At 34.7% G+C, this 20,939-nt stretch carries 16 protein-coding genes; 10 read left to right on the forward strand and 6 right to left on the reverse strand.

From position 1 onward, the window contains the following. Nucleotides 1-2: 2 nt before the first annotated feature. Both JHL15_RS10885 and JHL15_RS10890 read right to left on the reverse strand, forming a co-directional pair. Entirely contained in the window at nt 3-1,031 is a 1,029-nt protein-coding gene (locus JHL15_RS10885; protein WP_200245718.1) for a phytase, read from the reverse strand. 12 nt (nt 1,032-1,043) lie between these two features. Continuing rightward, a complete protein-coding gene (locus JHL15_RS10890) occupies nt 1,044-3,854 on the reverse strand; it encodes a TonB-dependent receptor (RefSeq protein ID WP_200245720.1) in 2,811 nt (936 codons plus the stop codon). A 354-nt stretch (nt 3,855-4,208) separates the two neighbouring features. Between JHL15_RS10890 and JHL15_RS10895 the strand changes: the two genes are divergently transcribed. The 3 genes from JHL15_RS10895 to JHL15_RS10905 all read left to right on the forward strand — a co-directional run bounded on the left by JHL15_RS10895 (nt 4,209) and on the right by JHL15_RS10905 (nt 9,203). Then, a complete protein-coding gene (locus JHL15_RS10895; RefSeq protein ID WP_200245722.1) occupies nt 4,209-6,848 on the forward strand; it encodes a glycoside hydrolase family 2 TIM barrel-domain containing protein in 2,640 nt (879 codons plus the stop codon). Nucleotides 6,849-7,005: 157 nt separating this feature from the next. Next, nucleotides 7,006-7,860, forward strand: a complete 855-nt coding sequence (locus tag JHL15_RS10900; RefSeq protein WP_200245724.1) for a class D beta-lactamase — start codon at nt 7,006-7,008, stop codon at nt 7,858-7,860. Nucleotides 7,861-7,886: 26 nt separating this feature from the next. Beyond that, nucleotides 7,887-9,203 carry a serine hydrolase domain-containing protein gene (locus JHL15_RS10905; RefSeq protein WP_200245725.1) on the forward strand — a complete coding sequence of 439 codons (1,317 nt, stop codon included), beginning with the start codon at nt 7,887-7,889 and terminating at the stop codon, nt 9,201-9,203. A 54-nt stretch (nt 9,204-9,257) separates the two neighbouring features. Here JHL15_RS10905 and JHL15_RS10910 read toward each other — a convergent pair whose 3' ends face one another. Next, nucleotides 9,258-9,692 carry an organic hydroperoxide resistance protein gene (locus tag JHL15_RS10910; protein WP_200245726.1) on the reverse strand — a complete coding sequence of 145 codons (435 nt, stop codon included), beginning with the start codon at nt 9,690-9,692 and terminating at the stop codon, nt 9,258-9,260. A gap of 358 nt (nt 9,693-10,050) precedes the next feature. On the opposite strand from JHL15_RS10910, the gene JHL15_RS10915 reads away from it, so the two are divergent. Then, entirely contained in the window at nt 10,051-11,331 is a 1,281-nt protein-coding gene (locus JHL15_RS10915) for an epoxide hydrolase family protein (RefSeq protein ID WP_234047750.1), read from the forward strand. Between the two features lie 81 nt (nt 11,332-11,412). Here the strand turns inward: JHL15_RS10915 and JHL15_RS10920 are convergent, their stop codons facing one another. Both JHL15_RS10920 and JHL15_RS10925 read right to left on the reverse strand, forming a co-directional pair. Beyond that, nucleotides 11,413-11,817, reverse strand: a complete 405-nt coding sequence (locus JHL15_RS10920) for a hypothetical protein (protein ID WP_200245727.1) — start codon at nt 11,815-11,817, stop codon at nt 11,413-11,415. A gap of 151 nt (nt 11,818-11,968) precedes the next feature. Next, nucleotides 11,969-13,168 (reverse strand): MFS transporter, encoded by a 1,200-nt coding sequence (locus JHL15_RS10925; protein ID WP_200245728.1) that lies wholly within the window; start codon nt 13,166-13,168, stop codon nt 11,969-11,971. 189 nt (nt 13,169-13,357) lie between these two features. On the opposite strand from JHL15_RS10925, the gene JHL15_RS10930 reads away from it, so the two are divergent. The 6 genes from JHL15_RS10930 to JHL15_RS10955 all read left to right on the forward strand — a co-directional run bounded on the left by JHL15_RS10930 (nt 13,358) and on the right by JHL15_RS10955 (nt 20,374). Then, nucleotides 13,358-14,431, forward strand: a complete 1,074-nt coding sequence (locus JHL15_RS10930) for a sensor histidine kinase (protein WP_200245729.1) — start codon at nt 13,358-13,360, stop codon at nt 14,429-14,431. Continuing rightward, a complete protein-coding gene (locus JHL15_RS10935; RefSeq protein WP_200245730.1) occupies nt 14,428-15,144 on the forward strand; it encodes a LytR/AlgR family response regulator transcription factor in 717 nt (238 codons plus the stop codon). The genes JHL15_RS10930 and JHL15_RS10935 overlap by 4 nt, the downstream gene beginning before the upstream one ends. Before the next feature lie 127 nt (nt 15,145-15,271). Continuing rightward, on the forward strand, nt 15,272-15,937 hold the full coding sequence (locus JHL15_RS10940; protein ID WP_200245732.1) for a TapB family protein: 666 nt from the start codon (nt 15,272-15,274) through the stop codon (nt 15,935-15,937). Nucleotides 15,938-16,019: 82 nt separating this feature from the next. Continuing rightward, nucleotides 16,020-17,231 carry an aspartyl protease family protein gene (locus tag JHL15_RS10945; protein WP_200245733.1) on the forward strand — a complete coding sequence of 404 codons (1,212 nt, stop codon included), beginning with the start codon at nt 16,020-16,022 and terminating at the stop codon, nt 17,229-17,231. Nucleotides 17,232-17,300: 69 nt separating this feature from the next. After that, nucleotides 17,301-18,662 (forward strand): carcinine hydrolase/isopenicillin-N N-acyltransferase family protein, encoded by a 1,362-nt coding sequence (locus JHL15_RS10950; RefSeq protein WP_200245734.1) that lies wholly within the window; start codon nt 17,301-17,303, stop codon nt 18,660-18,662. Between the two features lie 134 nt (nt 18,663-18,796). Continuing rightward, on the forward strand, nt 18,797-20,374 hold the full coding sequence (locus JHL15_RS10955) for a Na+/H+ antiporter (protein WP_200245736.1): 1,578 nt from the start codon (nt 18,797-18,799) through the stop codon (nt 20,372-20,374). Here JHL15_RS10955 and JHL15_RS10960 read toward each other — a convergent pair whose 3' ends face one another. Then, nucleotides 20,375-20,710: a hypothetical protein gene (locus tag JHL15_RS10960; RefSeq protein WP_200245737.1), complete on the reverse strand. Its 336-nt coding sequence runs from the start codon at nt 20,708-20,710 to the stop codon at nt 20,375-20,377. It abuts the gene before it with no gap. Nucleotides 20,711-20,939: the final 229 nt, after the last annotated feature.

The raw sequence follows: 20,939 nt of genomic DNA on the forward strand, positions 1-20,939 counted from the left end.
CATTATTTCTTTATCTGACTTTTAATTCTTTCTTCAATCTTCCTCCAGTCATAAATATGAAATACCTTACCATTGCTCATGGCTACAAATATTCCTTTTGGAAATTGAGGTCCAAGATTCACGTTGGTTACTTCAGAACCGTCACTTTCGCTTGTGGATACAGGGATCTCAGCAATTCTTCCTTTTGAAGGGTTTTCCCTCAGATATACATTAAAAGTATCTTTCTGCTGATTGGAAACCAGAATATATCCTGCTGTTGCGGAAGTCGCATATATAGAGATTCCTTCTACATCTGATGTAAAATCTCCCTTTCCGAAAACCCCAAGTTCTTCATTTCCTTTTGAAGGATCTGCGTAATACCTGTGCACACCAAATTGCTCATCAGAATAATAGATATATCCCAATTCATCATCTACAGCAATACTTTCGATTTCTTTCAAACCACTGTATTTACCAAACTTTCGTACAACTTCTCCGGTAATTTTTCCTTCTTTTTCTATTAATTTATATTGCCAGAGATAGCCATCAGCAGGTCCTGACTTTCTTCCTACAATAGCAAAAATTTCATTTGTTCCAGGGTTTTTATAAATAGAAATTCCCATAGGTGATCGCTCTTTTTCTCCATCAAAAACGGTGAACGAACCAACTTCTTTTAGGTCGGGAAGTGAGTAAAGTTTCACGCTGTTTGTTTCCCTTTCTGTAACCGCAGCGAAATCCATCTTCTTTCCATTCAATAGGAAACCATATTCCAGATCAACATTATTGGGACGGTGTAACCCGGGAACTTTATTAATGATCTTTCCATTCAGATCGAAAGCATATAATCCACCATTTGAATCTTTATCAGTTCCAATGATGATACTTTTGGATGCATCCTGAGGATTGATCCAGATAGCAGGATCATCGGTATCATAACCGACTTGTTCCGTAATAACAGCGGGTTCTACTTTTTTTCCTAATTCATTTTGCCCGGCACAGTTAATAAGTAAAGGAAAGGCTAATATTGCAATACTTTTATGTAGTTTTATCATCTTCTGTTATCATTAAAAATCAAACTTTACACCCATAGTGAATCGAGGTCTGTAATACTCAACCTGAGCCGTTCTGCTCTGGATTCCCTGGTAATATCTTAACGGCTGATTGGTTAAATTATTAGCTTCGGCGAAAACTCTCAGCTGGCTGGTAATTTTATAAGAAGCATTGGCATCAAGGAAAAGTTGTTTATCATAATAACGATCTTCAAATGAATTTCCACCCAACTCATCAATATAAGAAGATGCATAATTCATAGAAACTCTGGCAGAGAATCGTTTGTTCTCCCACGAAAGTGATCCGTTGAACATATGAGGAGCTGCTCCAGGCAATCCAACATCTGTTCTTTCGTCTCCAGCTTCGTTGGTAATTCCTTTGGCTTTAGATTTTGTGTAAGTATAATTAACATACACTCCTAAACCTTTCCAGAATGCTCCCGGAATAAAATCCAGCTGTCTTTGTAGCGCGACTTCAAAACCATAGATGTCTACATTGTCACCATTCCTTTGCTGGGTAAATCTCCAATTGCTTTCCCCTGCAGGAATAGGATTGGTTTGTCCTGCAAAATCTCCTGAGAAATCCGCTGCTGTATAATTTTTTCTTGAATAGGTGTAAATGAAATCCTTCAGGTTTTTGTAAAATAAACCTCCTGATAAGATCCCGACAGATTTAAAATACTTTTCAGCCATAAAATCAAAATTATATGCATAAGTTGCTTTCAGATTAGGATTTCCGGCAGAAATAAGTTCATCCGCTGAAATGACACTAAGGAAAGGAACCAACGCATAATAATTAGGACGGGCTAAAGCAGTGGTAAAAGCTGCACGCAGAACAAGATTTTGTTCAGGAACATACTTAAAGGAAATGTTGGGTAAGATGTTCGTATAGGTATTCTTGTTGTTGATCTTTCCGACAAGATCTTCTTCATCCATTACATAATTTCCGGTATAATCTATAGATGTTGTTTCGATACGGGCACCTGCAATCATTGAGAATTTATCACTGAAATCCTGATCCCATCTGATGTATCCTGCATAGATATGTTCTTTTGCGCTGTAATTGTTGGATAGAAATTCTTCAGGTTTAAGTTCACCTTTAAATAAATTAGGATTGAAAAGATCAAGACCTCCTAAATAAGCGGCATTAACAAATGTTCCTGGAATATAATTGCCTGCCTGGAAATTGTGGCCATCCAGATAAGTAGTAGGAACGGATAGAAGGCTACCCAGGCTATTCACAGGCTCAAAAGCATAATAATCATTATCTCTTTCTTTTTGTTTTAAACGTAAACGGGCTCCTACACGCAATCTTCCTTTCTGATCTTCAATGACAGAAAATGGAAAACGCAGATTCACTTTGGCTCCAAATTCTTTTTCCTGAGTGAAGCTATTGGCATCTGAAAGGTCACTCAGTTTGTAGCCTCCTAAATTATCAGCTGCTGTCGGAAGGATCATAGGTCTTTCAGGATCGCTTAGATCACTTGAAAAAGCTACGTTTTTGCGTTCAAATTCTATATATCGTTGGTGAGGTTTATCTTCACTGGCGGTCGCATAGTTCATCGACCAGTCCAAATCGATTTTAGAACCTAGTAAATGTTCACCTCTCAAAGCATAGTTCTGAACTTTTTGCTTTTCAAGACGGGTATTGTCATTATCAGAATCTCCACCCTTATTTTGTCTTGTCATGCTTCCGGTCCAACCTGTAATCTCAGATTCATCTGCATTATAAGTGGGTTTTATTTTATATCCAAGAGCATATCGATTTTCTTTATCGTTCCTGAAATTATACATAGCCGATGCGTAGATCTTATTTTTCGAATTGAATTCATAATCCATATTCAGATCAAAACTATGTCGGATACGGTGTTCATTATAATAGCGAACACCCATTTTACTGATATAGGCTGTTTTTGCTGCATCATTAGCAAGACTCCATGTTGGTTCAATATTATCTGATCCAAAATTGTTATTGTTATAAGAGAAACTGAAAACAGCACCCAGCTTTTTATTAAGGAAACGATTTCCATATACAAAACCTGCAGTATAGTTTCCTTTTTCACGGATGGGGTTATAACCGCCGGCTAATGTTGCCGAAATTCTCTGTCCGTTAGGAGAAGCTCTTGTGATAAGATTGACAGACCCTCCAATAGCATCTGCATCCATATCCGGTGTCAATGTTTTATTGACTTCTATCGTTGCGATCATATCAGACGGAATGAGGTCCATCTGAACATTTCTGTTATCACCTTCGGCAGAAGGGATGCGATCTCCGTTTAAAGTTACTGAATTTAAATTGGGAGCCAGTCCACGGATAATCAGGTTTCTGGCTTCACCCTGGTCATTTTGTATTGTAATACCCGGAACACGTTTTAATGCATCTCCGATATTGGCGTCTGGAAAACGTCCGATTTGGTCAGAGGAGATTACATTCGTAATATTGGCATTGTTTTTTTGCTTGTTTAGCGCTCTTGCCTGATTCTTTAGGGTTGCTCCGGTCACTACAACTTCCTGGATACTTGTTTCTTTTCTGGTAAAAACAATGTTTTGTTTTGTGTTCTTCTCAGCTTCTACCAATATGTTGTATTCATTACTTCCATATCCGAGGTAATCTACTTTCATCGTATAATTTCCTGCCGGAACATTCAGGAAAACAAAATTCCCATGTTCATCGGATGTAGTGTAAATATTTCCAGGAGTCAGGGAGATCTTAGCTCCCGGTAGTGTAATCTTCGAATCATCATTGATGTTTCCCGAGACCGTTCCCGATTGTGCATAAAAATAGATGGATGCACACAATAAAACAGACGTAAAAATTTTCTTCACTTTACTATATTAATTTTCAATGTAAAAATATAACCTGGTTGGGTGAAGGGGTTGAATTTATAATTAACCTTATTTTAAAAAATTATTAACAAATGTCTTTATTATTGTGAAAATTGTAATGAAATAATAAGGTGTTTTAGTTGTTTTTTAATGAAGATTCAAGAGGCTTTTCGTAATTAAGCGAACCTTGTTTTTCAATGGGTTGTATGTGAGGTATTTATAGTTTTTCGAAAATTTAATAAACAATAGAAAAATAGCCGATGACTTTATAATTTCTATTACATTTGTATTTGTCTCTATATGAGACAATATAAAACCAAGAACGATTCAACCCTTTACAGATCCTCAAATATCATGAACCAATTAAAAAAACTTGTTACAATAATAGTATGCATACTTCCATTGATATCATTCTCACAACGTATCAAGCAGAGCATTAATACATCCTGGCAGTTTCATAAAGGAGATGATGACAATGCAAATGCGAAAGGGTACTGGGAGAATGTCAATATTCCTCATACATGGAATGCTGAAGATGTGATGGATGATGAGCCAGGGTATTATAGGGGGATTGGCTGGTATCAAAAAAATATTGAGGTTCCCAAAGGCTGGAAAGACAAGGATATTTATATCTATTTTGAAGGGGCAAGCCAGGTTGCTGAAGCTTTTGTTAATGGAACAAGTGCCGGAACTCATTTGGGTGGCTATCTTGCTTTTAGTTTTAATATTACCCAATTCTTACATGAAGGTAAAAATGAAATTAAAGTAAAACTTGATAACAGCCATAATCCGGATATTCCTCCACTTGGTGGCGATTTTAGTGTGTATGGAGGTATCTATCGTGATGTATATCTTGTCGCTGTAGACAGAAATCATTTTGATATGGATGATTATGCCAGTAATGGAGTATTTATCAGTACTCCCGCTGTGAATGATGAATCAGCTATAGTGCAGGTGAAAGGAAAAGTCGATTCTGATAGAAAGATAAAAGTCAAGACCTATATTTATGATGCGGAAGGAAAAGAAATCGCATTGTCGCAAAGTAAACCTGATAAAAATGGACACTTTATTGTTCAGATAAAAAATATTAAAAAGCCCAACCTGTGGAGCCCTGAAAATCCATATTTATATAAAGTGGTTAATGTATTGACTGATGAGAAAAGTGGAGTGGTATATGATGAAGTTGTAAACCCTTTAGGTTTCAGATGGTACCATTTTGATGCTGAAAAAGGATTTTACCTCAATGGAAAACCATATAAAATTATGGGAGCCAGCAGACATCAGGATTTTAAAGGAATGGGTTCCGCTCTGGTAGATGCGCTACACATCAACGATGTACAATGGCTTAAAGACATGGGTGGGAATTTTCTGAGAGTCTCACATTATCCGCAAGATCCCGCTATCATGGAAGCCTGTGACCGTCTGGGCATATTAACGGCAGTGGAAACACCTGGCAATAATCAGATTACAGAAAGTGAAGGATATACTTGTAATATGCTGGATATGCAGCGTGAAATGATCCGTCAGAATTACAACCATCCAAGTGTTATCATTTGGAGTTACATGAATGAAGTCCTTATTCAGCCCTTATATAAAGATAAAATGCCGGAAAGAGAGAAGTACTGGAAGAACCTTCGGGAGCTTGCCCAAAAAATGGAAGATTTATGCAGGGCTGAAGATCCTGAACGATACACAATGATTGCTTATCATGGAGATTTTGATTTATACAAAAGGGTAGGACTCATCGATATTCCAAAAGTAGCAGGATGGAATTTATATCAGGGCTGGTATGGTGGTAAGTTTGAAGACTTTGAAACTTTTGTTTTAAAACATCACCAAGAGTTTCCCTTGAAGCCCTTGATCATTTCAGAATTTGGTGCCGATTCAGATTACCGTCTTCATAATTTTAAGCCCACGGTTTTTGATAAAACTCAGGAGTATGCCAATCTTTATCATGAAGCTTATCTTAAAACAATTAAAAAGTATCCTTTCATTGCAGGGGCTATTGTATGGAATTTAGTTGAATTTGGAAATGAAAGCCGACAGGAAGCTGTTCCTCATATTAATAACAAAGGATTATTAACGACTGACCGTAAACCCAAGGATAGTTATTTTATCTACAAGGCGGTTTTAGCAAAGGAACCTTTTGTAAAAATAGGAGGATCGGATTGGTTATACCGTGCTCAACAGGCAGATCAAGGAAGTAATACAAATGCAACTCAGCCAGTAAATGTGTATACCAATCAAAAGGAGGTAAAACTCTGGCTTAATGGAAATTTGGTAGGGACTAAAAATGCTAATGATGGGAAAGTTATTTTCACATGTATTTTCAAAAATGGAATCAATACACTCAAAGCGATTACCAATGATGGGCAGGAAGATTTCATTTCCATCAATTTTCATGTGATTGCCAATCAGCTGAAAAGTAAAGAAAATATTTTTTCAACCTTAAATGTAAGTCTTGGGGACCAGAGAATGTTTATGGATGACGTAACTAACGAAAGTTGGGTTCCCGAAAAAGAATATACTGCAGGAGGCTGGGGATACATTGGTGGAAAAATATACAAAGAAGATGAGAAAGGGGATCGCTATGGTTCAAGAAGAAATATATTGGGAACGGCTTATGACGCAATGTATGAGACACAGCGTGTGGGATTAAAAGCTTTTAAAGCTGATGTTCCAGATGGGCTCTATGAACTGACACTGCATTTTGCTGAACTTTTAAGCCCGGAACAGCAGGAAAAACTGGTGTATAATCTGGGAAACAATGCCGGCCAGAAAATCCGAATTGGTGGGGAACATAGCTTTGATGTATCAGTGAGTGGATTGGTTATTCTTGAAGATCTTTCTAATGATAATGATCTCATACCTATAACGGCATACAAGACTAAAACAACGGTATTGGTGAAAGATGGAAAAGGTATAAGTATAGATTTCATTCCTAAACTAGGTGATGCTATTTTAAACGGTTTGCAAATAAGAAGGCTTTATTAAATAAAATATTTGGTATAAAAAAACAACGCTTTGATATAATAAGTAAACATATCCAGGTTTTGAAAATCTATTTTTGACCCATATTAAGGTTGGAAAAAATGGCCAGAATCATTATTCATTTTTGCATAACTTCAAATCCAAATTATTATGCTGTACTATGAATAAAATTTTAATTCTATTAGCTATTTTTATAAGCATTCATTCTTTTGCACAGAAACAAAAGAAGATCACTCATCAGAATGCTGACATTTGGAATAAATATAAAAAGATTGTACTTACAAAGGATTATTTTGCTGATTGTGTTACTAGTGGATCTTTTGCTATTCTTGATAATCGGAATAAAGAATGGAATGTTTCTGATACAGCAGATGTAAAAAAAGAAACATTGCCAGCTTCCACATTTAAAATTATTAATCTGTTAATTGCTTTAGAAACCAAAACGATTAAGGATGAAAACGAAATAGTAAAGTGGATTGGAAAAACAGATACGGTTAAGTATGGTTACAGATCGGAAATCTATCATGATATGAGTGTGAAAGAAGCCTTTGAAGTATCTGCGGGTTGGGTCTTTGTAGAACTTGCAAAGAAAATAGGAAAAAAGAACTATGAAAAATACCTTAGAGTCAGTCATTATGGGAATGGAAATTTGTCACAAAAAGATGCTGACTTTTGGAACTTTGGATCGTTTGGAATTTCACCAGTCAATCAAGTAGAGTTTTTAATGAATCTTTATGATGAGAAACTTCCTTTTTCTAAAAAGAATATGCAGATCGTAAAAAATGTAATGATTACAGAAAAAACAGAAGGCTATACCATCAGGTCAAAAACAGGATGGACAAGAGATCAGGGAATGAATACAGGTTGGTGGATAGGGTATATAGAAAACACTCAAGGTGTTTATTTTTTTGCAACACGTCTTTTACAAAATCGAAAAGTGAACAACCCAAGTTTTGGGAAATGCCGTAAAGAGATCACTAAAAAGGTTCTCCAAGATCTGAAAATAATCAATTAATTAAAATAATTAAAAAGCAAATGATTATGAAATATCAACTTTCTCTGCTACTTTCTCTCTTTCTCTGTTCCTTTGGCCAGAGCCAGGAACAAGCCACTGTAGACATGAAAAGGTTTGAAATAGAAAGAAAAACAAATGAGTATTTTTCTGCGTTAACCCATCTGAAACAGTTTAACGGAAATGTAATCGTGGCAAAAGATGGCTCAACTATTCTCAACAAAACCTACAATATATCTCATGCACCAAGAGGGTTAAGGGTAGATCGAAACAGTAAATTTATCATTGCTTCGGTATCTAAAGTATTTGTGAAATATGGTATCCTGAAACTTGTCGAACAAAAGAAAATCTCTTTAGATGACCCATTATCTAAATTTATCCCTGATTTTCCTGAGGGAAATAAAATAACAATCAATCATCTTATGAATCATCAGTCAGGATTACCAAGGGAAATTAAAGATTATGAAAAATATGATAAACTGACTGGTGAGCAAATCATTGAACTGGCAAAAAAAGAAAAGCTTCTGTTTGAACCGGGCACCAAAATCTTGTATTCAAATATTGGGTTTCTGTTATTGCATAATATTATCAATAAAACTGCAAAGAACGGGTATTTACCATTTATAAAAAAAGAAATATTTGATCCTATTGGGCTTAAAAATACAAATGAATACAATGCTAAAAAGCCGTCTAAGAATTTTGTACGGGGATTTGATAATGATGATGGTAAAATAGTGAAAGCATCTGCAAAGGAACTGAACAGGTTTGAAACAGGGAATTATGTATCGACAATTGGAGACCTGTATCTTTTTTCTAAAGGAGGTTTTGATGGTAAACACCTTGAAAAAGGGCTTATTAAAGAGTTGTTTGATGAAAACCAAGTATTAGCACAAGCTGGTGGGAGACCAGGATACAGAGCTTATTTTTATAAAAATGGAAAGACTGGATTCGATTTTATGTTTGTCAGTAATTATACAGGAATTCCTATTCAAAAGGTGACGGAAGATATTGTGAAAATATTTGAAGGAAAGCCATATCAGGTTCCCACGGCAATAAAAAGAATAAAAATCAATCTTTCTGAAACCATAATGAAGCGATATGAAGGGAAATATATTCTGGAGCTTGATCAGTCTCAGTATTTGACCATTATAGTTAAAGACGGAAAACTTTACATGACGGATAAAGACGGCGAAGCCAATGAAGTCGTACCTGATTCAGAAACCACTTTCTTTTTTGATCCGGCTTCAAATGATGGTCTTGTATTTACTTTAAATAAAGACACCGGAGTTTATGAACTTACTCTGATTTCAGATGGGCTGAACCTTAAAACTAAAAAAGTAAATTGATAATAATTTTATGAAAAGAAAAAACCACAACACTAACGTTGTGGTTTTTCTTTTTTAAATAACAGTAGTGGTTACTTTGATATTACCATGGATCGCTTTGGAATAGGGACAAGTCTGATGGGCAAGTTCTGTTAGTTGCAGTGCAATATCTCTTTCCAAACCAGGCAAACTAACTGTAAGTCGTGCCTGCAAAAGAAAATCTTCCCCGTTCATCCCCAGATCTACTTCGGCATCGACTGATGTTTCAGAAGGAAATAGGATACCTAATTTTTTAGCAGCTAATCCTAGCGCTCCAATATAACAGGCAGACCATCCTGCTGCAAATAACTGTTCAGGATTCGTTCCTGGAATCTTTGATCCGGGAGGAGAGAGTAACAGATCTAGATTTCCGTCATCACTTTTAGCGGTTCCCTGACGTCCTCCTGTAGTTTTTGTTCTTGCAGTATATAATACCTTTTCTATTTCTGCAGTTTTTTGATTGTTGTTCATTATTGTAAATTTTAGTTAATGATTATTTAAATACTTTGCAAAGGAAGCTCGAATCCTTTTTGCATACCAGCATTAATAGGGCGAAGCCGGCATTTTGAAGGGTAAAGTAGACAAATACGATTGGGGTACTTTTTTTAGAGAGTCTTACCCGTATATATATTTGAATATCATGTCCTCAAGAACTAAAAATGATAGGCAGGATTGCTATTGAAAAGCCACTGTAGATTTTAAGTTTTGAAATGACTGGTTCAATCCCATTTTAGTCTGGTTGAACAAAGTGATGATTGATTAGCGCTCTTATGCAAAATACATTTGCCGAAGAAATAATCAAAAAAATCAACTTTTTAAAATTAAAAAAATGGAAACAAAAAGAAACAACTTAAAAACAACCATTACAGCAGGCGTATTTGTATTATTATCAGCAACAGCTTTTGCTCAGAAAACAACAAAAGATACAGAGGCTATTCGCCCGTATCATGTGAGTATCCCTGAAAGTGCTATTAAAGAATTACGCCAACGAATCAATGCAACAAGATGGCCGGATAAAGAGACCGTAACTGATCAATCACAGGGAGTGAAATTACAACAGATTCAGGACCTGGTAAAGTATTGGGGAAGTACTTATGACTGGCATAAGGCAGAAAACAAATTAAACTCGTTGCCACAATTTGTGACCAAAATAGATGGTTTAGATATTCATTTCATTCATGTTCGTTCAAAACATAAAAATGCAATGCCTCTGATCATTACCCATGGATGGCCTGGATCCATATTTGAAGAATTAAAAGCTATTGAGCCCCTTACAGATCCTACAAAATATGGTGGAAAGGCTGAAGATGCATTTGATGTTGTAATACCTTCTATGCCAGGTTATGGTTTCTCTGAAAAACCAACGGGGACAGGCTGGGGTGTAGAAAAAATAGGAAAAAGCTGGGATGTACTTATGAAGCGTTTAGGATATCACCACTACGTTTCACAGGGAGGTGATTGGGGAGCTGTAATTGCTGATGCAATGGGACGTCAGGCTCCGGATGGTCTTTTAGGAATTCACGTAAATATGCCTGCAACAGTTCCGGCAGAAGTTGCTGATGTTTTAAAGGCTGGAGGCCCGGTTCCGGAAGGCTTATCAGATAAAGAGAAGGCTGCTTTTACTTCATTAAATAAATTATATACCCGTGGTGGTGGGTATGCAGCAATGATGGTGACACGTCCACAGACCTTAGGTTATGGACTTACAGATTCACCCGTTGGACTGGCTTCTTTCTTCCTGGATAAATTTAATGAATGGACGTACAGTGGAGGAAATGCTGAAAAATCCCTTACTAAAGACGAAATACTGGATGATATAAGTTTATATTGGTTCACAGATACTGCTGTTTCCTCTGCACAATTGTATTGGGAGAATAACAATAACAACTTCAATGTGGTGGAACAGAAAACAAGGGAAATAAAGGTCCCTGTGGCTATTACGGTATTTCCTGGTGAGATCTATCAGGCTCCGAAAACATGGGCAGAGAAAGCTTACCCGAACCTTACTTACTTTAATGAAGTTACAAAAGGAGGACATTTTGCTTCATGGGAAGAACCTCAGATTTTTGCTCAGGAACTTCGTGCAGCCTTTAAACCTTTGAGAAAATAATTGATTAAAAGATATTGTAAAGTCATAAAAAATCCACAGTCTTAAAAAGCTGTGGATTTTTATATACTTGTTATTTGCATTTTATTGATGAAATTGGATTCGTGTAAATGCTTCTTTTCCAAATAAAGAGGAAAATATATTTTGGAATTCATGAATATATTTACACCGGATCGAATTACCATAGATCTTTAAACCTTCAACAATCTTTTTAGGACTTAAATCAATATCATACTTAATAAACTCTTCCGGTCGCTCATAACGAATTCGCTGTTCTGAACTGTAAGTTCTTGAAAACCCAAACTTCTCAAGCCATTCTTCGGTGATCTGTATTGGGTTGATAGCATCCGCCGGAGCAGAAATGCTATAAATGTCATTTTCAATTTTCACAAAATAATCTTTCGCGTTATTCTGGAATATTTCTGTAATTGTGAAAATTTGATTTTTGTACTCAACTAAATTTCTAATCTTAAGGTCTGCAACGTTCATAATATTTAGTGTTAGGAGGTTATTAAAGATGTGGTAATGTTGTTAGTTACAAATACTATGCCTTACAGAATAAATTTTATTTAAAAATATGTTAATATATAAGTGTTATTTTTATGGATTATTAAAAAATAATTAAAGCAATAATTGGGCTTTATGAAATCTTCCTTCTGATCCTTGATTTTTGATAGGTCAACGAATAAGCAATAAGGATCGCAACGATCAGAAATGTTATGAAAAATGTCCATGAGGTACCATGAAGCAGATAGCCGGTACCGCTTCCTAAAATACTGGAGCCGAAATAATAGAAAAGCCAATACATAGAGGTCGCCGAAGATTTCCCGTCTTTTGCGCGAAGCGCTGTCATCTGGCTGGCCATGGTGTGTGCCGCAAAAAATGACAGGGTAAATAATCCCAGCCCGAAAATGACAATGTAAATGTTTTCAGAAAGCAGGAGCAGAATACCTGCTATCATAAATAGAATGGAGCCTTTCAATATGTTTTTCTGATCTGTTCTTTTTGATAATCTACTGGTTATCATAGTTCCAAATACTCCAAAAGTATACATCAGAAATATAAATGCGATATAAAAATGATTAAGCGAGAAAGGAGCAGCTTCCAAACGGAAGGTCAGATAATTATAGACACTTACAAAAGCACCCATCAAAAGTGCAGCAATACAATACAGTTTAAGCATATAAGAATCCGTCAGGAATCTTTTCATCTGTTTTAGTTTCAAATGATAATCGACTTTTTGTGGATTGAAAAATTGAGAACCAGGAAATAATTTCCAGAATACTAATCCTAGAATAAGGCTTTCAATTCCAATGATCAATACAGCTTTCTGCCATCCGAATTCTCCTGCGAGAATAGTGGCCAGTATTCTTCCACTCATTCCACCAATGGTATTTCCGCTCAGATACATACTAATTGCAAGAGCAACCACAGAAGTATGTACCTCTTCTGTAAGATAAGCAAGGGCTACTGCAGAAACACCGGAAATAACGAAACCTTTTAAAATTCCAATTCCGATGAGTATCGTAAGACTGGGAATCCATGCTGAAATAATCGTAAGCAAAGCTGAAAATATTAATGAAAATGCCATAAGCCCTTTTCTCGAGTAGCTATCTGCATTAAAAGCAAAGAAAAATAGTCCGGCAGCCATTCCTATCGTTGATGAAGACACAAGTAATGAACTGTCTCCGACAGTTGTATGAAAATGGTCGGCTACCAAGGGAAGTAGAGGCTGGAAAAGATAAAGCTGGGCAAATACAGACAATCCGGAAAGGAAGATGCATAATTTGATATATTGAAAACGTTTACTCTTTCTTTCTGCTTTTTCAGGTAAATTCATGAGATTATAGATCCCTTTGATTAATACGTTTATAGGATTATACAAATTTCAGGATAAATTTTTAATCTATAAAACGGTTATTTTCGATAATATGAATCGCTGAAACCGATTATCTTATCTCTATTTTAATGTAGAGCAATCTGCAAAAGATTTGGAATTTTCGTAGTTTTGGATTTCTTAAATATAGCCATGCAGGAAAACTTAATAGGAACCGATACTGAAATTGGAAAACAAAAACTATGGCGGCTTTTTTTATTATCAAAGAAATACCGTATCGTAAGACATGCGTTTCTTTCTATTATTTTTTTGCTCTTATATGTTATTAATCCACAAGACAGGGGATATACAAAAGAGGTGAATTTCTACGCAAGTATCGTCGATTTCATCTATATCATGATTGTCTTTTATTTTAATATTTATGTCCTTGTTCCGAAGCTGTTGCTCAGGGGAAAAGTGTATCAGTATGTTTTTGCAATACTCATAATCGGAGTTATAACATTTACAATCATATGCTCTGCCGAAATCTTATTATCTGATTACAGGATTTCAAAAGATATAACTTTAGGAGAAAACTGGATATCAGGATTGGTGTATTTTCTGACCACATTTATTATATTAATTTCCTTTACTACAGCTTTGAAGGTGTTCCAGTATCTCATTATCAACCTTGAAAAACTGAATCAAATCCAGAAACTCAATTTTCAGAATGAATTGTCCATATTGAAAAATCAGGTATCACCTCACTTTCTATTTAATACTTTAAATAACATCAATATTTTAACGGAAACCAATCCAAAACTGGCGTCAAAGCTCATATTGAATCTTTCCGATTTATTAAGGTATCAGATCTATAATGGAGTTGAGGATTCTATTCTATTAAGTTCAGACGTTACATTTATCAAAAATTTTCTTTTTATTGAATCACTCAGAAAAGATGATTTTACCTATGATATTTCATTGACGGGATCACAGAAGGATGCCTTCCTGCCACCATTGTTATTTATTCCTTTTGTTGAAAATTCTGTCAAGCATATTAATAATGAAAATCCATTCGTAAAGGTTCACTTTCATCTTGAAAATAATAATTTAATGTTTAGCTGTATCAATTCCTCATATTCGGATACTAATCAAAAAGAGAAGAATGAAGGAATAGGTCTTTCCAATATCAAAAAAAGACTCCAATTGCTTTTCCCACAAAAGCATAGTCTTGTAATAGAAAATAAAGATAATGTCTTCCGCATAGAACTAAACTTAACATTATGAACTGTATTATTGTAGATGATGAACCTATCGCGAGGCAAGGGATATTGAATTTAATAGCAAAAGTTCCGGATCTTATTGTAAAAGGACTTTTTAAAAATTCAAATGAAGCTAAACTATATCTGGAAAAGAATGTAGTAGATCTTATTTTTCTCGATATAGAAATGCCCGGGATAAATGGAATTGATTTTGCCAAAAGCATTCCTAAAAAGACTCTCGTGATTTTTACTACTGCTCATGCTCAATATGCTCTTGAAAGCTACGAAATTGATGCTGTTGATTATCTTTTGAAACCAATTAATGAAGAAAGGTTTCTGAAGGCGGCTGGTAAGGCAATAGAATTTAATTTCTTTCTATCAGATGATTTTGAAAAAAGCAGCTTTGAATCTATAGGCGAGAATAGTATTGTTGTAAGGGCGGATCGAAGGATTTACAAAATACTTCACAAGGATATTCTCTATATCGAAGGAATGAAAGATTATTCTGTTATTAATAGTAAGGACAATAAGATCATTACAGCAATGAATCTTAAAACAATACTTTCCCAGCTGCCCGCCCAGCTTTTTAAAAGAATAAGCAAGTCATATATTGTGAACCATCAACATGTTTCTTCAGTTTCTCCTCATTGTGTACATCTTCAAGGTATAGAATTACCTCTCGGAAATACCTATAGAAGTGAATTCATTACTGAGTTTATGAAGAATAATCAGTCATAGGATATCTTAACTTCTGATTTAATCTGGATTAGGTTATTTGGTATAAAAAAAAGCCTCGTAAGTATAAAATAGAACATCGCTTTTCATTACTATAAATATTTTTGTTTAAGAACTTAAATAGGCGAGGATGAGGACTTTTTTGATTTTACTAATGCTTATAATGAATGGTGGCGAAAACTTCTTTGCACAAAATTGTTCTGATTTTTACTATTTCAGAAAAAACACCAGAGTTACTTTTGTACAATATGATTCCGGAGGTAATAGGGTAGGAAAAGAAACCGGAACTTTGGATAATATCAGTATCGGAAAAGATATGGCAATGTCTGATAATGCTTTTATTTTACAAAGTACAAAAAGCAAGATAGCAGATGAATTTCCAAGCCGTATTCTCTGTATCAATAATAATTTAAAAATCAATTATTATATATCTGATCTTCCTGGATTGGATATTTATCTGAGCTATCCCTCAAATATGAAAGTTGGCCAGAATCTGGGCGAAGATATTCGCAAATCATTTAACATCGGAATTAACGACCGAAAAACACTGATTCATTTTAATATTACAAGTCGGAAAGTAATAGGTCAGGAAATTGTAAAAACTTCTGTTGGTGAATTTAAATCTGATAAAATTCAATATGACCTAAGTATAGAATATAATATTGATAACATATTAATTCCTTCAACCATTAGAGTGGTGGAATGGTTTAGCCAAAATTATGGTGTTGTAAAGAAAGAGTTTTACACCAAAGATGGTATACTAAAGACTTCCTCAGTCTTATTTTCAATGGATTAATTTATATTCAGTTATACGAATAACAATGAAAATTTTTACTTGTTTATTTTTGTTCATTATAATTCTTTAAATCAGAATAAAGATGGCTACAATTAATGTACTTCGAAAAGCTTCAATTTCTATGTTTTTCATACTGATTTTTAATGTGAACTTTGGTCAAAGTGCTAAAGAACAATTGAAAATTGCCAATGCAGCAGAATTACAATCAAAACATTTTTTAGATTCTGTTGCCTTTGAAAATAGGCTAGGATATTTTATCATAAAGGTTCAGGTTAAGCAAAAGACGTATGATTATATTTTTGATACGGGTGGTTACAATACTGCTAATAAAGCTATTCTGAGCAAAGAGAATATCCAAAAGAAGCTGCAGGTAGAGGTAGGAAGCTCAAATCAAAAAAAATCTAAAATAGATTTATTACTCCTCCCTGAATTGAAAATAGGTTCGACCGTTTTTAAAGATATAGGAGTTTTTAATTTTAATTTTGATGAATCTCCACTTATTAATTGTTTTACCAACGGTGGTTTAGTCGGAAAAGGGATTATCAAAGAAGCAATTTGGCAGATAGATTCGAAAAGGTCTGTCATCAGAATAACCGATCAGATTGACAGGCTTTCTAATAGTAAAGGAGGTAAAAAGATAAAAATAGAATGGGATAAAACCTATAATCCGTTTGTTACACTTACCATAAATGGAATAGACGAGAAATTTCTATTGGACTTCGGATACGGTGGGTTTATCTCCCTTACAGATAAGACCTTTAAGAAATTAAATCTTGACCCAATTAAAATTATTACAGGTGAAGGAAGTATTGGAGCAAATGGAGTAATCAAAGAAGAAACGAAGGTTTCAAGAATTAATAAAACAGAAATAGCAGGATTTATTTTTGATAAAATACCGGTCTATTCAGCATTATCTAATAATTATAATTTGATTGGATCGGAACTGAGCAAATATTTCATCATTACCATCGACAGTAAAGCTAATGAAATGATCCTGACCCCTTATACAGATCAGTTAGTAATAGAACAACCTCGCCAATTTGGTTTTGACATTAATCTTAAGAATAAAAAATTGTATGTATCAAAACTCTATCAGAATATGTCTGCTGAAAAAGAAGGATTGCAATTTGATGATGTTTTGATTTCCTATAATGGAACTCAACTGAATGAGGAAATTACCTGTGATGAATTTTTTAAACTCAAAGAAATACTGAAGAGCACAGATAATATAAAGGTCGAGATCTCAAGAAATGGACTGATTAAAAGTTTTAATTTAGTGAAAGAGAATATCTAAACCAAGTACATAATGATTCATATAGTCAGGATCTGCATTTATACATTTTTGCTTTTATTTCTAACAAGCATGTTGCCAATAAAAGCATGTACTATTTTCATGGCCAATGATGGAAAAAATATATGGATAGGAAACAATGAAGATGAAAGCCCCGAAATGGAGTACAGATTGTGGTACTTTCCAAAAGAAAATAAATCATTTGGGTACATGTTATGGTCTGAAAAACATAAAGAATATCAATCTTTAATGTGGCAATATCCTCAAGGCGGGCTTAATGAATATGGGCTTTTTATGGATTACACAGCGATTGATAATATTCCTGTTACTATTGATCCTTTAAAGAAAACAAGAGAAGAAGAAGTGGTGAATGATATTTTAAAAAGCTGTAAAACAGTTGAAGAGGCTCTAAACTATATTAATCAATTTAATCTCGTAAAACTTTCAGGCGCACAACTTTTTATTGGTGATGCTACTGGTAACTACGCAACTGTTCATGGGAATTACATTGTAAAAAAAAACGAACGGAATTTTTCACTGACAAATTATTGCATTGCTAATGGACATAAGGAATCCTGTTGGAGAAGGGAAACTGCATACTCGAGGCTGACCACGTTCAAGTCTTATAATAAAAATAATGTTTCCGGGATTCTTCAGGAGGCGGCTCAAAAATGGCCCAGTGATATTGTGACCAATTATTCAATGGCAATTAATATAAAAAAACAGGAGATCATACTGTATTATAAAAATGATTTCAAAACTCCAAGATTGATTAGCCTTTCAGAAGAGCTTAAAAAAGGAAAACATGCTAAGGATATTGATACTTATTTTCCTGTGGGATTGTCTGAATTCTTCAAAGAAAATTATGAACAAAAAGGAATTAAAGAACTAGTCAATATATATAATGAGATAAGAAAAGAATCCCCCAACCTATATAACTTTAATAATAATGATGATGTTTTGTTTGGCGCCCATTTACTTTCAGAAAATAAGGTGGATGATGCCATTCAGTTTTTTTCTGCTGTGAAGAAATATGATAAAACGAATGATGTCATCAACAGCTGGTTGGGAGTTGCCTATAAATACAATCATGATTTTACCCGTAGTCAATCCTATTTTGATGAGGTGATCACACGAAATCCGGATGAATACCTTCCCAACTTATACTATAAAAGGCCTGATAAAAAAGTGATATTTAAAATAAAAGAATGGAGTGGTGCACAGAATGTAAAACTAATTGGCGACTTTACAGAATGGCTCAAAGAACCCATAAAGATGGAAAAGAGGCAGGGATATTGGTATTGTGAAGTTGTAATACCAGAAGGGAAACACCAATATAAATTTTTAGTAGACGATATCTATTATCTTCCCGATCCTTTCAATCTAATCTATATATGGAATGGAAATAACATTAATTCACTTTTATACCTTTAAAAGCCCGTCAATTCTTTATGGTTAAACAAATATTAGATAATACTTTTAATTCATAGATTTTCAGAAATTTGTAGATTTTTTTGGATTAAAAGTCTCCAAATCATTATCATTGTATTCACAAAAACATGATACAAATGATAGAAAGTTTTCCATTTTACTTATCACTCGTTGTTGCCATCATCCTACTGATAATGCTGGCTAATAAACTGAAAGTCGCTTACCCGGTACTTTTGGTAATAGCGGGATTGCTGATTAGTTTTATTCCGGGTATCCCAGCCATAAAGATCGATCCTGAGCTGATCTTTATTATATTTCTCCCTCCATTATTGTATGAAGCCGCCTGGGCTATCTCCTGGAAAGAATTATGGAAGTGGCGACGGGTTATTGGAAGTTTTGCTTTCATTGTTGTTTTTCTTACAGCAACCACTGTAGCTTTTGTGGCTAATTATTGTATACCTGGATTTTCCTTGGCGCTTGGATTTTTACTAGGTGGAATTGTTTCCCCTCCGGATGCCGTGAGCGCAGGTGCTATTTTGAAATTTGTAAAAGTGCCTAAAAGAATGTCATCTATTTTGGAAGGAGAAAGCCTTTTGAATGATGCTTCTTCGCTAATAATCCTTCGGTTTGCCATGATTGCTGTGGCTACGGGGCAATTTATCTGGCATGAAGCAGCTCTTAGTTTCTCCTGGATGCTTGTTGGTGGGATTGGAATTGGATTGCTGATCGGATGGATCTTTATGAAAGCCCACAAACACCTTCCTACAGATGCCAATATGGATACTATTCTCACCATTGTAGCACCATACATTATGTACATCTGTGCAGAAGAAGTACACAGCTCCGGAGTTCTGGCTGTAGTAAGTGGAGGGCTTCTCTTATCCAATCATAGACATCGTATTTTAAGTGCATCATCCAGACTGCGGGGTATTAATGTCTGGGAGAGTTTTGCATTCGTGCTCAATGGCTTGGTATTTCTGCTAATAGGATTGGATCTGCCTGAAATTACTTCAGGATTAGAGGGGGTAAGCCTTTCATCCGCAATTGGATATGGATTATTAATTACGGGAGTATTGGTCGTGGTAAGGATTCTGTCTGCTTATGGGGCAGTGATTATTACTCTGATCGCACGAAATTATATTACGGTAGCTGACACCAGAAGTCCTGGGTTCAAAGCTCCGCTTATATTAGGTTGGACAGGAATGCGGGGTGTGGTCTCATTGGCAGCAGCACTTTCAATACCTCTTCAGTTATATCCGGGTGGGCCGGATTTCCCTCAACGAAATCTTATTTTATTCATTACTTTTATAGTGATCCTCACTACGCTTCTTCTTCAGGGGTTAACTTTACCATTTATAATTAAAAAAGTCAATATGCCTTCCTTTAAGGATCATCTGCCCGATGATGAAGCGGATGAATTGATAAAAAGGCAGATGGCTCAATATACGTTGGAACATATTACTAAAAATTACGGTGAAATGCTGAAAACAAGTCCGTTCCTACAGAATATTCATGACAAATGGCAAGGGAAAATAGGGGATGATGCCCAGATCAAGATTTCTCCTGAGGTAAAATTGGCTTATATCGATATTTTAAATGAGCAGAGACTGTGGCTTATTGATCAAAATCATGGTAATCAATATGATGAAGATGTGATCAGAAAGCATCTTATGAGAATAGATCTTGAAGAAGAAAGAATAAAATATACCCATTGATCAATCCATATTGATAATGGATAAAAGTCTTTGTAAGTATTCATTTTCTTTTAAAACCTTATTGTAAGACTGCCTGGCATAAGCAGGAGAAAGTTTGTAAGCTTCCGGTATGATGCTAAGGTCTTCATTTTCTATATATTGATTTAAATGAAGACTGTATTCAGCAATATATTTGTCAATTATTTTCTTTTTTATTTCGCATAGCGTACAATTCTTTATTTTTTGTAAAGAATTTAATATCAACGATTTGTCTCCGTGGAAATTAATAATGTTTCTTACAAATGATAAATTATGTTTATCCTGCAATACTGAATGTGAGTCATCTTCATAAATCATAATTTGGTAGTGGTTTTTAATTATTAATGTTTTTTTTAAATGAATAATCCAATATTGGTTTAAAATTTTTACTTCAAAAACGTGACCAAAGTACTTAAATTATTTAGATAATATTATTTTTTTCAAAGACTTTATGATGGTTTTATTTCTTAATCAATATCTCCAATAATCTCGATGGTAGATGTAGAACTATTTCTATTTGTTATTATTTTTTATTCTATGTAAATAA

This window comes from Chryseobacterium paridis (assembly GCF_016595215.1).
Taxonomy (GTDB): domain Bacteria; phylum Bacteroidota; class Bacteroidia; order Flavobacteriales; family Weeksellaceae; genus Chryseobacterium; species Chryseobacterium paridis.

Coding starts and splice junctions, on each gene's coding strand:
- JHL15_RS10960 (WP_200245737.1), bottom strand. CDS start 20,710: ATGATTTATGAAGATGACTCACATTCAGTATTGCAGGATAAACATAAT.
- JHL15_RS10945 (WP_200245733.1), top strand. CDS start 16,020: ATGGCTACAATTAATGTACTTCGAAAAGCTTCAATTTCTATGTTTTTC.
- JHL15_RS10940 (WP_200245732.1), top strand. CDS start 15,272: ATGAGGACTTTTTTGATTTTACTAATGCTTATAATGAATGGTGGCGAA.
- JHL15_RS10925 (WP_200245728.1), bottom strand. CDS start 13,168: ATGAATTTACCTGAAAAAGCAGAAAGAAAGAGTAAACGTTTTCAATAT.
- JHL15_RS10915 (WP_234047750.1), top strand. CDS start 10,051: ATGGAAACAAAAAGAAACAACTTAAAAACAACCATTACAGCAGGCGTA.
- JHL15_RS10935 (WP_200245730.1), top strand. CDS start 14,428: ATGAACTGTATTATTGTAGATGATGAACCTATCGCGAGGCAAGGGATA.
- JHL15_RS10895 (WP_200245722.1), top strand. CDS start 4,209: ATGAACCAATTAAAAAAACTTGTTACAATAATAGTATGCATACTTCCA.
- JHL15_RS10885 (WP_200245718.1), bottom strand. CDS start 1,031: ATGATAAAACTACATAAAAGTATTGCAATATTAGCCTTTCCTTTACTT.
- JHL15_RS10950 (WP_200245734.1), top strand. CDS start 17,301: ATGTTGCCAATAAAAGCATGTACTATTTTCATGGCCAATGATGGAAAA.
- JHL15_RS10955 (WP_200245736.1), top strand. CDS start 18,797: ATGATAGAAAGTTTTCCATTTTACTTATCACTCGTTGTTGCCATCATC.
- JHL15_RS10900 (WP_200245724.1), top strand. CDS start 7,006: ATGAATAAAATTTTAATTCTATTAGCTATTTTTATAAGCATTCATTCT.
- JHL15_RS10930 (WP_200245729.1), top strand. CDS start 13,358: ATGCAGGAAAACTTAATAGGAACCGATACTGAAATTGGAAAACAAAAA.
- JHL15_RS10905 (WP_200245725.1), top strand. CDS start 7,887: ATGAAATATCAACTTTCTCTGCTACTTTCTCTCTTTCTCTGTTCCTTT.
- JHL15_RS10920 (WP_200245727.1), bottom strand. CDS start 11,817: ATGAACGTTGCAGACCTTAAGATTAGAAATTTAGTTGAGTACAAAAAT.
- JHL15_RS10910 (WP_200245726.1), bottom strand. CDS start 9,692: ATGAACAACAATCAAAAAACTGCAGAAATAGAAAAGGTATTATATACT.